Genomic DNA, 15261 nt, shown 5'->3' with positions numbered 1-15261 from the left:
TGTTTGTGATGTCTGAACTGTCAGACATTACAGATACGGCGACCAGGCAGGAAATTTTACCTGTCCATCAGTTGCCGGAAGACGCGCTTTGAAACGGCCGTCGGTAGAAACCAACTGCAACACGGAACCCATACCCTGAGTAGAGCTGTAGATTACCATTGTGCCATTGGGTGCCAGGCTCGGCGTTTCATCCAGGAACGTGTCCGTTAACGTTTGAACGGCTCCCGTTTCCAGATCCTGTTTGGCGACGTGTTGAGCACCACCGTTGGTGCTAATCATCACCATTGACTTACCATCTGTTGCGACATCCGCATCCTGGTTCTGACCGCCTTCCCAGGTAATACGTTGTGGCGCGCCACCGTTAAGTCCGACTTTGTAGATTTGTGGAGCACCAGCCTGATCGGAGGTGTAAGCCAGTGTCTGGCTGTCCGGGAACCAGGTTGGTTCGGTGCTGTTATAGCGACCATCGGTAATCTGACGCGTCTGACCTGAGGCCAGATCCATCACATAGAGGTTCAGGCTGCCGGTTTTAGAGAGCGCGAACGCCAGCTTAGAGCCATCCGGCGAGAACGCTGGGGCACCGTTGTGACGTGGATAGGAGGCGATCTGACGGATAGCACCGTTCGACAGCGTCTGTACCACCAGCGCAGATTTGCCGCTTTCAAAGGTCACGTAAGCGACTTTGCTGCCATCCGGAGACCAGGCTGGCGACATCAGAGGCTGTGGTGAACGATGCACGACAAACTGGTTGTAACCATCGTAGTCAGCAACGCGCAGTTCATACGGGAACTGGCCGCCGTTGGTCTGCACCACATAGGCGATACGGGTACGGAAAGCGCCCTTGATACCGGTCAGCTTCAGGAATGTTTCGTCACTGGCCGTGTGAGCGGCATAACGCAGCCACTGCTTCGTCACTTTATAACTGTTTTGAGCCAGCACGGTACCGGGAGCACCGCCAGTGTCGACCAGCTGGTACGAAACCTGATAGCTGCCATCCGGGTTAGACGCGACCTGACCGACGACCACGGCATCAATGCCGAGTGCACTCCACGCGGCAGGCTGAACTTCCTGAGCGCTGGCAGGCTGCTGTGGCAGACGCGAGCGATCCAGTGGATTAAATTTGCCACTGTTGCGCAGGTCAGCTGCAACGATGCCGCCGATATCTTCCGGCGCTGCGCCAGCACCGGCCCATTTAAACGGCACCACGCCAATCGGGCGCGCAGTGTTGACACCCTGGGTGATCTCAATTCGAACTTCTGCATGCAGCATGGCTGCCCACAGCAGGATAAAAAAGCCTAACGTAACGCGAAGAGCTTGCTTCATTTTATCTCCCTTATCTGAACCTCAGTCCACGATAATTGGCACTGTTCCTGGAAACCACGAGTACAACTTAAGTACGGCACGCTAAACATAGATCAACTTGCCGCCCGTTACTGCATTATTGCGGTTTAAAACGCATTGGGGCGTTTTTAAACACTTCGTAGACCGCCTGCGAAGGCGGCTTCGGAATACGTGCCTGTTTTGCGGCAGCAATCGCGGCCTGACAGAGCGCGGGATCGCCACCCTCTGACTTAACATCAATCAACAAGCCATCAGGCGCAAGTTTAATCCGCAAATCACAGGTTTTTCCGCGATACAGATCCGCATCATAGAATCGGCTCTGAATCGCACTCACAACCTGACCCATGTAGGAGTTGATTTCCGCGCCTGATGCACCCGCTTTCTTCTGGTTTCCCTGCCCTGCTGCGCCGCCAGAGGTGCCGCTTTTCGGTGCATTTTTACCGGAAGCGAGTCCACCCAGCAAATCATCGACATCGCTGTCGTTGGCAGCATCGGCGGCGGCTTTCGCTTTAGCATCCGCTTTGGCCTTAGCGGCAGCATCGGCTTTGGCTTTCGCCGCGGCATCGGCTTTCGCTTTCGCGGCAGCTTCCGCCTTCTCTTTGGCGGCCTCTTTAGCCGCTTCCGCTTTCTCTTTTGCTGCTTCTGCGGCTTTCTCTTTCGCCGCCTCTGCGGCTTTTTCTTTGGCTTCAGCAGCTTTTTGTTTAGCCTCTTCAGCCGCTTTGGCTTTGGCATCCGCCGCCGCTTTCACTTTGGCTTCAGCTGCGGCTTTCGCATCTGCTTCAGATTTCGCCTTCGCTTCCGCAACGGCTTTCTCTTTTGCAGCAGCGGCAGCGGCGGCTTTCGCCTGCTGATCAGCCTGCTTCTTTGCTTCGGCTGCGGCCTGTTTCGCCTGCTCAGCCGCGGCTTTTGCCTGCGCATCTGCCTGAGCTTTTGCATCCGCTTTGGCTTTGGCAGCCGCCGCTTCCGCCGTTTTTTGCTGCTCCTGCGCCTGCTTAGCAGCGTCTTCGGCAGCCTTCTGCTGCTCAGCCTGCTGTTTTGCCTCTTCTTTCGCGGTTTCCTGCGCGGCTAAACGCTCTTTTTCCAGCGCTTTCAGACGCTGCTGTTCAGCAGCCTGTTTCTGTTGCAGCTCTTCAGCCTGCTGCTGCGCCTGCTTTTTACGCTGCTGCTCAGCCCGCTGGCTGTCACTTTGCTGGTTCTGCTGACGATTGTATTGACTCACGACGGCACCGGGATCGACCATCACTGCATCAATATCACTGCCTCCGCCACCCGCACTGCTGGCGTCAATGTGCTCATTAAACGAGCTCCAAATCAGCAGCGCGATCAGCACGATATGCAGAATCACCGAAATGATTATCGCGCGCTTTAACTTCTCGTTTTGCTCGGTTGCCTTCGACACACTCGGTTCCCAAAAAACGGTTCGATTTTAAATCGGCTGCGTCATCAAACCGACAGATTTAACACCCGCCTGGTGCAGCAGGTTGAGCGCTTTAATAATTTCATCGTAAGGCACCTCTTTCGCGCCCCCGATCAAAAAGACCGTCTTAGGATTCGCTTCCAGTCGACGCTGCGCTTCGCTGATTACCTGCTCTGGCGGAAGTTGATCCATACGATCGTGATCCACGACCAGGCTGTACTGACCCACGCCCGCCACTTCGACAATCACCGGCGGATTATCATCGCTGGCAACGGTTTTCGAATCGGTCGCATCAGGCAGATCCACTTCCACGCTCTGGGTAATAATGGGCGCCGTTGCCATGAAGATCAGCAACAGCACCAACAGGACGTCCAGTAGCGGAACGATGTTGATTTCCGACTTCAGGTCGCGGCGTTTGCGACCACGTACTCTGGCCATCATTAACCTCTATTTACTTAGCGCTATCGCTGGAGAAAGCCTGGCGATGCAGAATGGCAGTGAACTCTTCCATGAAGTTGTCGTAGCCCTGCTCCAGTTTGTTTACGCGCTGGTTCAGACGGTTGTACGCCATCACCGCCGGAATCGCGGCAAACAGACCGATAGCGGTCGCAATTAACGCTTCAGCGATACCCGGTGCAACCATCTGCAGGGTTGCCTGCTTCACGGCACCCAGTGCGATAAAGGCGTGCATGATCCCCCAGACGGTGCCGAACAGTCCGATATAAGGGCTGATAGAACCGACGGTGCCGAGGAATGGAATGTGGTTTTCCAGCGCTTCCAGCTCACGGTTCATTGAGATACGCATCGCACGGCTCGCACCATCAATGACCGCTTCCGGCGCATGGCTGTTGGCGCGATGCAGGCGGGCGAACTCTTTAAAGCCGGAATAGAAAATCTGCTCCGAACCACCCAGTTCTTCCCGGCGCTCCTGGCTCTCCTGATAGAGGCGCGAGAGTTCGATGCCGGACCAGAATTTGTCTTCAAACGCCTCCGCTTCTCTTCCCGCCGCATTCAGAATACGTGTGCGCTGAATAATGATGGCCCAGGAGGCAATAGAAAAGCCGATCAAAATCAACATGATAAGTTTGACCAGAAGGCTCGCCTTCAGGAACAAATCAAGAATGTTCATGTCAGTCACTGCTTGAACTCCGCGACAATAGACTTGGGAAGCGCAATCGGCTTCATTAGATGTGGGTTAATGCAGGCAATCAGGACTTCTGCCTCATTGAGCACTTTGCCTTCAGTATTCACGATACGCTGAGTGAACGTCATGGTAGCCCGTGTCATTGATGTGACCTCGCTCTGGATCTCCAGAAGGTCATCAAGACGCGCCGCCGCCAGATAGTCCACCGATATACGCCGTACCACAAAAGCGATCTGCTGTTCTAACAGCGTCTGCTGATTGAAATGGTGCTGTCGCAACATTTCAGTACGTGCTCGTTCATAAAAAGCGATATAGCTGGCGTGATAAACCACACCACCGGCATCAGTATCTTCGTAGTAGACCCGAACCGGCCAGCGAAACAGCGTTGTACTCACTCTACATCCCGGCCTCGTTTTAAACGTTGTTACTATACGCAAGAGAATTGGGGTTGGGAATGGCTCGTCAGAGCCAGGCGAAAATAATTATCGCTCCGTAACAAACGGAACGATTTCAGGGAGATTAATTGACCAGACGCTGACAAAAATTCACTGACAGCGCCGATGAGGCGGGGTCTTAAAGATAAAAACGGTAAAGCGCAATAAATAGCACCAGCATGGCGGGTAACGGGGCAAACAGCGCCTGCCATCGGGTTTGCTTTGGCCGGAAGCCCACACCGTGGATCACCCCACTGCAGACCGCCCAGATCAGCACCAGCCCCTGCAGAGCCGGTAACTGGCCTGCCTGATTGGCAAAGCGTGTCGGATCCCACATCACGCCGCCTGCGGTCAGCAGCGCCAGCAGCAGTGAAAGGGCCCGTAACGGGCCCTTATCCATCAGATCATACAGCATCCGAATTAGCGTTCGCATCAGTGAGGCTCATCCTGCGCTTCAATGTGCTCAATCGCCAGCGCGGTCACGATACCAAAGGCACAGGCCAGCAACGTGCCGAGAATCCAGGCAAAATACCACATGCGACGTCTCCTTAATTAATAGAGTGAGTGACTGTTGCTTTCAATATGCTCTTTGGTGATACGACCAAACATCTTCCAGTAGCACCAGGTGGTGTAGGCCAGAATGATCGGCACAAAGATAGCGGCGGCAACGGTCATGGTTTGCAGCGTCAGCAGGCTGGACGTTGCGTCCCACATGGTCAGGCTCATACCCGGCACCGTGCTGGATGGCATGATGAACGGGAACATTGCAATGCCGGCTGTCATGATGACGCAGGCCAGCGTCAGTGAGGAGAACAGGAACGCCCAGGCGCCCTTCTCAACCCGCGAGCAGAGTATGGTCAGCAGCGGCAGCACAGCGCCCAGCAGCGGGAACAGCCACAGCACAGGATGGTTCTGGAAGTTGACCATCCAGGCACCCGCTTCGCGCACTACGGTTTTGCCCAGTGGGTTAGAGGCGGCGAAGTGATCCATGGTGCTGGTCACCACATAACCATCGATACCATATTTCACCCAGACGCCCGCCAGGATAAAGCAGACCATCATCACCAGGGCGGCAAGTTGTGCTGCGGTGCGTGAACGCAGATGCAGTTCGCCGGTGGTGCGCATCTGCAGATAGGTTGCACCCTGCACCAGAATCATCGCCACACTGACCACACCCGCCAGCAGCCCAAACGGATTCAGCAGCTGGAAGAAGTTACCGGTATAGAACAGGCGCAGATACTCATCGGCATGGAACGGCACGCCCTGTAACAGGTTGCCAAACGCTACGCCAATCACCAGCGGCGGCACGAAACTGCCAATAAAAATCCCCCAGTCCCAGGCACCGCGCCAGCGATTGTCTTCAATCTTCGAACGGTAATCGAAGCCAACCGGACGGAAGAACAGCGACGCGAGCACCAGAATCATCGCCACGTAGAAGCCAGAGAAGGCTGCCGCGTAAACCATCGGCCAGGCGGCAAACAGCGCGCCACCTGCGGTGATCAGCCAGACCTGGTTACCGTCCCAGTGTGGTGCGATACTGTTAATCATGATGCGACGTTCAGTATCATTCCGGCCCAGAATGCGCGTCAGCATCCCGACACCCATATCAAAACCATCTGCGACGGCAAAGCCAATCAGCAGTACGCCAATCAACAGCCACCAGACAAAGCGCAGAACTTCATAATCAAACATGGTCGCTCTCCTTATCCCTGTACCGGCTGGGTGATTGCCGTAATCTGCTCATGATGATAACGCCCGGTTTTCAGGCTGCTCGGCCCAAGGCGGGCGAATTTGAACATCAGGTACATCTCAGCCACCAGGAACATTGTGTAGAGTCCGCAGATCAGGATCATGGAGAAAAGCAGATCGCCAACGGTCAGGGAGGAGTTGGCCACCGCAGTCGGCAGCACTTCACCGATAGCCCAGGGCTGACGGCCATACTCCGCCACAAACCAGCCTGATTCGATAGCGATCCACGGCAGCGGAATACCAAACAGCGCCGCTTTCAGTAACCAGCGATTTTTACCGATGCGGTTACGCAGTACGCTCCAGAACGCCAGCGCGATAATGCCCAGCAGCAGTACGCCACACAGCACCATGATGCGGAAGGCAAAATAGAGCGGAGCGACACGCGGGATAGAGTCCTGCGTCGCCTGTTTAATCTGCGCTTCGGTTGCATCAGCCACGTTGTCGGTATAACGCTTCAGCAGCAGACCGTAGCCGAGATCCTGTTTGTGACTGTTGAACGCGTCACGCACCGCCGGATCCTGGCTGCCACCGCGCAGCTCATTCAGCAGGGCATAGGCTTTCATGCCGTTGCGGATGCGCACTTCATGCTGTGCCATCAGATCTTTCAGGCCGGTTACCGGCGTATCGGTAGATCGGGTGGCGATCAGGCCCAGCAGCCAGGGGATCTGTACTGCGTATCGGTTCTCCTGAGTTGCCTGATCGGGCAGGCCAAACAGGGTAAACGAGGCCGGTGCCGGCTGGGTTTCCCACTCCGCTTCGATAGCGGCCAGTTTGGTTTTCTGCACGTCCCCCATCTCGTAACCTGACTCATCGCCCAGAACGATGACTGACAGCACCGCCGCCATGCCAAAGCTGGCCGCGATAGCGAACGAGCGTTTAGCAAAGGCGAAGTCACGGCCTTTCAGCATGTACCAGGCGCTGATGCCCATAATAAACATTGCACCGGTGGTGTAACCGGCTGCCACGGTGTGAACGAATTTCACCTGCGCGACCGGGTTCAGCACCAGCTCTGAGAAGCTGACCATCTCCATGCGCATGGTTTCGAAGTTGAACTCAGAGGCGATCGGGTTCTGCATCCAGCCGTTAGCCACCAGAATCCACAGCGCCGACATGTTTGAGCCCAGCGCCACCAGCCAGGTGACGGCGAGGTGCTGCACTTTGCCCAGGCGATCCCAGCCAAAAAAGAACAGGCCAACAAAGGTGGATTCCAGGAAGAACGCCATCAGACCTTCGATGGCGAGCGGCGCGCCGAAGATATCGCCGACGTAGTGAGAGTAATATGACCAGTTAGTCCCGAACTGAAATTCCATGGTCAGGCCGGTGGCGACACCCAGCGCAAAGTTAATACCAAATAACTTGCCCCAGAACTTCGTCATATCTTTATAGATTTGTTTGCCGCTCAGGACATATACCGTTTCCATGATCGCCAGCAAGAACGCCATACCCAGCGTTAAAGGGACGAACAGAAAATGGTACATCGCCGTTAAGGCAAACTGTAACCGCGACAGCTCGACGATATCTAACATAAGGACTCCTTGCTCCTCGCTTTGTCTCCGTCACGCGCGCGATCAGATCGAACGCAATCAGAGTCAGCAACGACTGTTTATTGATTCCAGTTTTTTATTACCCGCAGAACAGGTCTGTGAGCTGCCCGAACAGGCGAGTAGCGAATGAAGCAGCTCAGAAAATTGTCAATCAGCGCTTTCGTTAACGCATGCTTTAACAGGAGGAAAGCGGGTGTTATCCCGGGTTGAGCAGACGTTTGAAAATTTGTGTAAAAGGCTGGATTGATGCAGCGCAATTTACGCCCTTAGCGTTGCGCTTTGCCAGAGATATAGTTGGATATAAGTCGCGATTAATTGATCTGGATTAACGCAATAAGTTTCCAGATAGGGTCAGGTAGGTTTCTTGTTAATGAGATGTCAGCATTGAAATAAAGCGCGAAGGAATCATTTACCTTTGACACTTTTTCTTAACGTGATGAGTCGTGGGCCGGTTATTTAACCGCGCACTCTACTCTTTAGCTCCCTGCGTTATACCTCTCATTTACAGCCATAAAAAAAGCCACCCGAAGGTGGCTTAGTCTCAGATGACGCTGACTTATTTAGCCGGTAATACGGCTTTAACTGCGTCACCGATATCCGCCAGACTGCGGACAGTTTTCACGCCTGCCGCTTCCAGCGCAGCAAATTTCTCATCTGCTGTACCTTTACCACCGGCAATGATGGCGCCAGCATGGCCCATACGCTTGCCTTTCGGCGCGGTGACGCCAGCAATGTAGCCTACAACCGGCTTGGTCACGTGCTCTTTAATGAAGGCTGCAGCTTCTTCTTCTGCGCTACCGCCGATCTCTCCGATCATCACGATAACTTCAGTCTGTGGATCATCCTGGAACATTTTCAGGATGTCGATGAAGTTAGAGCCTGGGATCGGGTCACCACCGATGCCAACGCAGGTTGACTGGCCGTAGCCGATATCCGTGGTCTGCTTAACCGCTTCATAGGTCAGGGTGCCTGAACGTGACACGATACCGACGCGGCCCGGCTGGTGAATGTGGCCCGGCATGATGCCGATTTTACATTCGCCTGGGGTGATAACGCCTGGGCAGTTTGGACCGATCATCCGCACGCCTGCTTCATCCAGCTTCACTTTCACAGTCAGCATATCCAGGGTCGGGATGCCTTCGGTGATGGTGATGATCAGTTTGATGCCCGCGTCGATCGCTTCCAGGATGCCATCTTTACAGAAAGGAGCCGGAACGTAGATCACAGTGGCGGTCGCGCCTGTTGCTTCTACCGCTTCGCGAACGGTGTTGAACACCGGCAGGCCGAGATGGGTCGTGCCACCTTTGCCTGGCGTCACGCCGCCAACCAGTTGGGTGCCGTATGCCAGCGCCTGCTCAGAATGGAAAGTCCCCTGGCCACCGGTGAAACCCTGGCAAATGACTTTGGTGTTTTTGTCGATCAGAATGGACATTATTTACCCTCCGCGGCAGCAACAACACGCTGTGCGGCGTCTGTCAGGCTGGTTGCTGCAATGATGTTCAGACCGCTGTCCGCCAGTTTCTGGGCGCCCAGCTCGGCGTTGTTACCTTCCAGACGTACCACAACTGGTACGTTCACACCCACTTCAGCGACTGCGCCGATGATGCCGTCGGCAATCAGGTCGCAGCGTACGATACCGCCGAAGATGTTAACGAATACGGCTTTAACCGCATCGTCAGACAGGATGATTTTGAAGGCTTCGGTCACGCGCTCTTTGGTTGCGCCGCCGCCGACATCAAGGAAGTTGGCCGGTTGACCGCCGTGGTGTTTAACGATGTCCATGGTGCCCATCGCCAGACCTGCGCCGTTAACCATACAACCGATGTTGCCTTCCAGCGCAACATAGTTCAGTTCCCACTGTGTCGCATGGGCTTCACGCGGATCTTCCTGGCTTGGATCGCGCATTTCGCGCAGCTCTGGCTGACGGAACAGGGCGTTGCCATCGGCACCCAGTTTGCCATCCAGGCAGATCAGGTCGCCCTGTTTGGTGATCACCAGCGGGTTGATCTCAACCATCGCCAGATCGCGCTCCAGGAACAGTGTCGCCAGACCCATGAAGATCTTGGTGAACTGGCCAACCAGCTTGCCGGTCAGGCCAAGTTTGAACGCCAGCTCACGACCCTGATAAGGCTGCGGGCCGGTCAGTGGATCCAGCGCCATTTTGTGGATCAGGTGCGGGGTCTCTTCCGCCACTTTTTCAATTTCCACGCCGCCTTCAGTGGAGGCCATGAAAATTACGCGACGCGTTGCGCGATCGACCACAGCGCCCAGATAGAGCTCCTGATCGATATCGGTCGCCGCTTCAACCAGAATCTGGTTTACCGGCTGGCCGTTTGCGTCTGTCTGATAGGTAACCAGGCGTTTGCCCAGCCAGTTTTCAGCAAAAGCGCGAATCTCTTCTTTGCTGTTAACCACTTTCACACCGCCCGCTTTACCGCGGCCACCGGCATGAACCTGACATTTAACTACCCACGGGCCTGCGCCAATTTTAGAGGCTGCTTCTTCCGCTTCACGTGGTGTAGTACAGGCGTAACCCGTTGGTGCCGGCATGCCATACCGTGCAAACAGTTGTTTCGCCTGGTATTCGTGTAAGTTCATGATGTTCTATCCATTCAGGTCTGAAAAGAGTAATGAGGTTGGGCGCGCGGCAAGGCGCGCCCGGTGAAAATCAGACATCCAGCAGCAGGCGCGCCGGATCTTCCAGCATCTCTTTCACTGCAACCAGATAACCAACTGATTCACGGCCATCGATCAGACGGTGGTCGTAGGAGAGCGCCAGATACATCATCGGCAGCACCACAACCTGACCATTGACCGCCATCGGGCGATCTTTGATGGCGTGCATGCCCAGGATGGCGCTCTGCGGTGGGTTGATGATCGGGGTGGACATCAGTGAACCAAAGACGCCGCCGTTGGTGATGGTAAAGTTACCGCCGGTCAGATCCTCAACTGTCAGTTTGCCGTCACGGCCTTTCACTGCCAGCTCTTTGATTTTCTTCTCGATGTCCGCCATGCTCAGCGCATCCACGTCACGCAGGACTGGTGTAACCAGACCACGTGGCGTAGAGACCGCAATGCTGACGTCGAAGTAGTTGTGGTAAACCACATCTTCACCATCGATAGAAGCATTCACTTCCGGATAGCGTTTCAGCGCTTCAACAACCGCTTTGATGTAGAAGGACATAAAGCCCAGACGTACACCGTGACGCTTCTCGAAGGCCTCACCATACTGCTTACGCAGATCCATGATGGGCTTCATGTTGATTTCGTTGAAGGTGGTCAGCATCGCGGTGCTGTTCTTCGCTTCCAGCAGACGCTCGGCAACACGCTTACGCAGACGGGTCATCGGCACGCGTTTTTCGCTGCGGTTAGCCACTGGCTGCTGCGCGGCGGCCGCATCAGCAGCTGGCGCAGCGGCTTTGGCAGCCTGCGGTTTGTTGGCCAGATGTTTTTCAACATCTTCACGGGTCAGACGACCGCCAACACCGCTGCCTTTGATCTGTGAGGCATCAAGATTGTGCTCTGCAATCAGACGGCGGATAGCCGGGCTGAGCGCATCGTTGCTCTCTTCTTCCAGTGACGCAGTCTGACGCTGAGCCGGGGTAGACTCTTTGCTTTCAGACTTCGCGCTGCTCTCTTTACCGGCGCTGTTGCCCTCTTTCAGACGACCCAGGATCTGGCGGGAAGTGACGGTGGCGCCCTCTTCTTCCAGAACGGCTTCCAGGATACCGTCCGCAGAGGCTGGCACTTCCAGCACAACTTTGTCAGTTTCGATTTCGACCAGCACTTCATCGCGAGTGACTGCATCGCCTGGTTTTTTATGCCAGGTTGCCACAGAGGCATCGGCAACCGATTCAGGCAGGTCGGGAACGAGAATATCTACGCTACTCATTATCTTTCCTTTTAATTAATTAACGTTCAGCGCGTCATTAACCAGGTCTTGCTGCTGTTGTTGGTGTACGGACATGTAACCCACGGCCGGTGAGGCGGATGCCGGGCGGCCTGCATAACGTAAGGTGGCACCAAACGGCACAACTTCACGGAAATGATGCTGACTGCAATACCAGGCGCCCTGATTCAGTGGCTCTTCCTGACACCAGACAAAATCCTGCACGTGAGCATACGCTTTTAATGCTTCCTGTACCGCGTGATGCGGGAACGGATAGAGCTGCTCGATGCGCACGATAGCCACATCGGTCTGCTCATTTTTACGACGCTGCTCCAGCAGGTCGTAATAGACTTTACCGGAGCACAGCACGACGCGTTTCACGCCCTGCGGATCCAGATCATCGACTTCGCCAATCGCAGGCTGGAAGCTGCCGTTAGCCAGTTCATCCAGCGTGGAGATCGCCAGCGGATGACGCAGCAGTGATTTCGGCGACATCACAATCAGCGGACGGCGCATACCGCGCAGCGCCTGACGACGCAGCATATGGTAAACCTGCGCAGGGGTAGACGGCACGCAGACCTGCATGTTCTGCTCAGCGCAGAGTTGCAGATAACGCTCCAGGCGCGCAGAGGAGTGCTCTGGCCCCTGACCTTCATAACCGTGCGGCAGCAGCATCACCAGGCCACACATCCGGCCCCATTTCTGCTCACCGGAGCTGATGAACTGGTCGATAACAACCTGTGCGCCGTTGGCGAAGTCACCAAACTGCGCTTCCCAGATGGTCAGGATGCGCGGCTCTGCGGTGGCATAACCATATTCAAAGGCCAGTACCGCCTCTTCTGACAGCACGGAGTCCCACACTTTGAACTGACCCTGTCCGCTGTGCACGTGGTGCAGAGGGGTATAGGTTGAGCCGTTCGCCTGGTTATGGACTACCGCGTGACGATGGAAGAAGGTTCCGCGACCGGTATCTTCACCCGACAGACGCACCGGAATGCCTTCATCAACCAGCGTGGCGTATGCCAGGTTTTCCGCGCCGCCCCAGTCAAAGGCTTTCTCGCCTTCAGCCATCAGGCGACGGTCGTTGTAAATCTTGGCAACACGCGACTGCACTTCCACTTCTTCCGGCACCTGGCTGATACGCAGCGCCAGCTCCTTCAGACGTTTCATGTCGACCTGAGCCGGGTAAGGTTCATCCCACTCATGATTCAGGTAAGGTGACCAGGTAAAGGAGTGCAGGCTCATTGGACGCCATTCCGGCACCACACACTCACCCGCATCCAGCGCGTCACGGTAGAGATTGACCATTTCGGTCGCATCTTCCTGCGTGGCAATGGCTTCACCTTCCAGACGGTCGGCATAGATTTTACGCGGCGTCGGGTGTTTTTTGATTTTCTGGTACATCAGCGGCTGGGTCGCACTTGGCTCATCCGCCTCGTTGTGACCATGACGGCGATAGCAGACCAGATCGATAAACACATCACGCTTAAAGGTGTTGCGATAGTCGAGCGCCAGACGGGTCACAAACGCGACCGCTTCCGGATCGTCAGCATTGACGTGGAAAATCGGTGCCAGCACCATTTTGCCGATATCGGTGCAGTAAGGGGTCGAACGCGCATCTTTCGGGTTGGAGGTGGTGAAGCCAACCTGGTTGTTGATGACGATGCGAACGGTACCGCCCACTTCATAACCGCGCGCCTGTGACATGTTCAGAGTTTCCTGAACCACGCCCTGGCCAATCACGGCCGCATCACCATGAATGGTGATCGGTAAGACTTTATTGCTGGCTGGCTCATCCAGACGATCCAGACGGGCACGTACTGAACCCATCACCACCGGGCTGACGATCTCCAGGTGCGACGGGTTAAACGCCAGCGCCAGGTGAACCAGGCCGCCTTCGGTTTCCACGTCAGACGAGAAGCCCATGTGGTACTTCACGTCACCGGTGCCCAGATGCTCTTTGTGCTTACCGGCGAACTCGTCGAACAGATCCTGTGGCTTTTTACCCAGCACGTTGATCAGCACGTTGAGACGGCCACGGTGTGCCATACCCAATACGACTTCACGGGTTCCGCTCTTACCGGCATGACGGATCATTTCGCGCAGCATCGGAACCAGTGCATCGCCGCCTTCCAGCGAGAAGCGTTTGGCACCCGGGAATTTCGCTCCGAGATATTTTTCCAGCCCTTCGGCCGCGGTCAGCTCTTTCAGGAAACCTTTTTTCTCTTCATTGCTGAAGGCTGCACGGCCCGCGACTGACTCAAGACGCTGCTGAATCCAGCGTTTCTCATCAGTGTTGTTGATGTGCATATATTCTGCACCGATCGAGCCGCAGTAAGTCTGAGTCAGCGCCTCGAACAGTTCGGCCAGCTTCATAGTCTCTTTGCCAATGGCAAAAGAGCCGACGTTAAAGCTTTCCTGAAAATCGGCCTCGGTCAGATCGTGAAAAGCGGGATCGAGATCGGCTACCCGGTCCTGTTTCCACAGACCAAGCGGGTCAAGATTGGCGTGCTGATGACCGCGAAAACGAAACGCGTTAATCAGCTGCAGCACTTTTACTTGCTTGGAGTTGGTTTCAGGATCGGAGACAGATGAGGTGTAACGAGATGCGTCTTTCGCCAGGCGACGGAAGTACTCACGTGTGGTGGAGTGAAACTGCTCAGGTTTCATTCCGGTGCCCGGTAACTGCTGGAACATCGAGCGCCACACTGCATCGACAGAGTCAGGATCGGTCAGGAAATCCTCATAGAGCTGCTCTATGTAAGACTGATTCGCGCCGGCCAGCCAGGAAGAGTCCAGCCAGGGCTTCATCGCGCTGTTCTGCATTGTGATCCCTTAAGCATTGCTATGCTTTTTTGAGGTTTCATTTGTTGCCGCTTTCGCGGTTTGCCGTAGTGAGTTCAGCGATACGAGCACTTTGCGCAGCGCGCGTGGCCCGTAAGGGAACCTTTGTAAACGTGGTAATCACCGCGCTTACAGAGGCTTCCGTAAAACACCGGGAACCTGAGGTTCCCGGCAGAAACTGTTTATGCGCCGCGCTGCAGCAGCATCGACTTGATATGGCCGATGGCGCGCGTCGGGTTCAGCCCTTTCGGACATACGCTCACACAGTTCATGATGCTATGGCAGCGGAATACGCTGAAAGCATCATTCAGATTGTCGAGACGCGCCTCGGTTTCGGTGTCGCGGCTGTCAATCAGGAAGCGGTAAGCGGCCAGCAGGCCAGCAGGACCGATGAACTTCTCAGGATTCCACCAGAATGATGGGCATGAGGTTGAGCAGCAGGCACAGAGTATACATTCGTACAGGCCATCCAGGTGCTCACGCTCATCCGGCGACTGCAGATGTTCACGAGCTGGCGGATTTTCCCCATTATTCAACAGGAAAGGCTTAATTTTCTCATACTGTGCATAAAACTGGCTCATGTCTACAACCAGGTCACGCACCACCGGTAAACCTGGCAGTGGACGGATAACAATTTTCTGTTTGCCGTTGCCCAGCGCCGAGACGGGCGTAATGCAGGCCAGTCCGTTTTTACCGTTCATGTTCAGGCCATCGGAACCGCAGACGCCTTCACGACAGGAGCGACGAAACGCCAGGGTCGGATCTTTCTCTTTCAGGCGAATCAGTGCGTCCAGCAGCATCATGTCGCGACCATCTTCCGCTTCCAGGGTGTAATCCTGCATGCGCGGTTTGTCATCGACGTCCGGATTGTAGCGATAAATTGAAAACTCGAGTCTCAT

At 55.2% G+C, this 15261-nt stretch carries 14 protein-coding genes; all 14 read right to left on the bottom strand.

All coding sequences use genetic code 11. The annotated features are described in order from the left end of the window. Positions 1-27: 27 nt before the first annotated feature. The 14 genes from tolB to AC6I8B_RS05565 all read right to left on the bottom strand — a co-directional run bounded on the left by tolB (position 28) and on the right by AC6I8B_RS05565 (position 15261). Positions 28-1323, bottom strand: coding sequence for a Tol-Pal system beta propeller repeat protein TolB (tolB, locus tag AC6I8B_RS05630; RefSeq protein WP_010260769.1), 1296 nt, complete (start codon positions 1321-1323; stop codon positions 28-30). A 115-nt stretch (positions 1324-1438) separates the two neighbouring features. After that, positions 1439-2740 carry a cell envelope integrity protein TolA gene (gene tolA / locus AC6I8B_RS05625; protein WP_022626037.1) on the bottom strand — a complete coding sequence of 434 codons (1302 nt, stop codon included), beginning with the start codon at positions 2738-2740 and terminating at the stop codon, positions 1439-1441. A gap of 27 nt (positions 2741-2767) precedes the next feature. Continuing rightward, the gene (gene tolR / locus AC6I8B_RS05620) at positions 2768-3196 is read right to left on the bottom strand and encodes a colicin uptake protein TolR (RefSeq protein ID WP_010260764.1); all 429 of its coding nucleotides are present in this window, start codon (positions 3194-3196) and stop codon (positions 2768-2770) included. Positions 3197-3209: 13 nt separating this feature from the next. Beyond that, positions 3210-3896, bottom strand: coding sequence for a Tol-Pal system protein TolQ (gene tolQ, locus AC6I8B_RS05615; RefSeq protein ID WP_010260762.1), 687 nt, complete (start codon positions 3894-3896; stop codon positions 3210-3212). Further along, complete coding sequence (gene ybgC, locus AC6I8B_RS05610) at positions 3893-4297, bottom strand: tol-pal system-associated acyl-CoA thioesterase (protein WP_010260759.1); 405 nt, start codon at positions 4295-4297, stop codon at positions 3893-3895. Before ybgC ends, tolQ begins: the two co-directional genes overlap by 4 nt. A gap of 178 nt (positions 4298-4475) precedes the next feature. Next, the gene (ybgE, locus tag AC6I8B_RS05605; RefSeq protein WP_022626040.1) at positions 4476-4769 is read right to left on the bottom strand and encodes a cyd operon protein YbgE; all 294 of its coding nucleotides are present in this window, start codon (positions 4767-4769) and stop codon (positions 4476-4478) included. Next, positions 4769-4873: a cytochrome bd-I oxidase subunit CydX gene (gene cydX / locus AC6I8B_RS05600; protein WP_010260755.1), complete on the bottom strand. Its 105-nt coding sequence runs from the start codon at positions 4871-4873 to the stop codon at positions 4769-4771. The genes ybgE and cydX overlap by 1 nt, the downstream gene beginning before the upstream one ends. A 15-nt stretch (positions 4874-4888) precedes the next feature. Next, positions 4889-6028, bottom strand: coding sequence for a cytochrome d ubiquinol oxidase subunit II (gene cydB / locus AC6I8B_RS05595; RefSeq protein ID WP_157351705.1), 1140 nt, complete (start codon positions 6026-6028; stop codon positions 4889-4891). 11 nt (positions 6029-6039) lie between these two features. Further along, positions 6040-7611, bottom strand: a complete 1572-nt coding sequence (gene cydA, locus AC6I8B_RS05590) for a cytochrome ubiquinol oxidase subunit I (RefSeq protein WP_010260749.1) — start codon at positions 7609-7611, stop codon at positions 6040-6042. 574 nt (positions 7612-8185) lie between these two features. Continuing rightward, on the bottom strand, positions 8186-9061 hold the full coding sequence (sucD, locus tag AC6I8B_RS05585; protein WP_010260744.1) for a succinate--CoA ligase subunit alpha: 876 nt from the start codon (positions 9059-9061) through the stop codon (positions 8186-8188). Continuing rightward, on the bottom strand, positions 9061-10227 hold the full coding sequence (gene sucC, locus AC6I8B_RS05580; RefSeq protein WP_003853151.1) for an ADP-forming succinate--CoA ligase subunit beta: 1167 nt from the start codon (positions 10225-10227) through the stop codon (positions 9061-9063). The genes sucD and sucC overlap by 1 nt, the downstream gene beginning before the upstream one ends. Positions 10228-10297: 70 nt before the next feature. Next, a complete protein-coding gene (gene odhB / locus AC6I8B_RS05575) occupies positions 10298-11521 on the bottom strand; it encodes a 2-oxoglutarate dehydrogenase complex dihydrolipoyllysine-residue succinyltransferase (protein WP_010260740.1) in 1224 nt (407 codons plus the stop codon). A gap of 15 nt (positions 11522-11536) precedes the next feature. After that, a complete protein-coding gene (sucA, locus tag AC6I8B_RS05570) occupies positions 11537-14344 on the bottom strand; it encodes a 2-oxoglutarate dehydrogenase E1 component (protein WP_010260738.1) in 2808 nt (935 codons plus the stop codon). A gap of 200 nt (positions 14345-14544) precedes the next feature. Then, positions 14545-15261 (bottom strand): succinate dehydrogenase iron-sulfur subunit, encoded by a 717-nt coding sequence (locus AC6I8B_RS05565; protein WP_010260736.1) that lies wholly within the window; start codon positions 15259-15261, stop codon positions 14545-14547.

It is taken from the genome of Pantoea sp. X-Soil-ISGK-285, from assembly GCF_059730815.1.
This window is presented reverse-complemented; position numbering and strand designations above follow the sequence as displayed.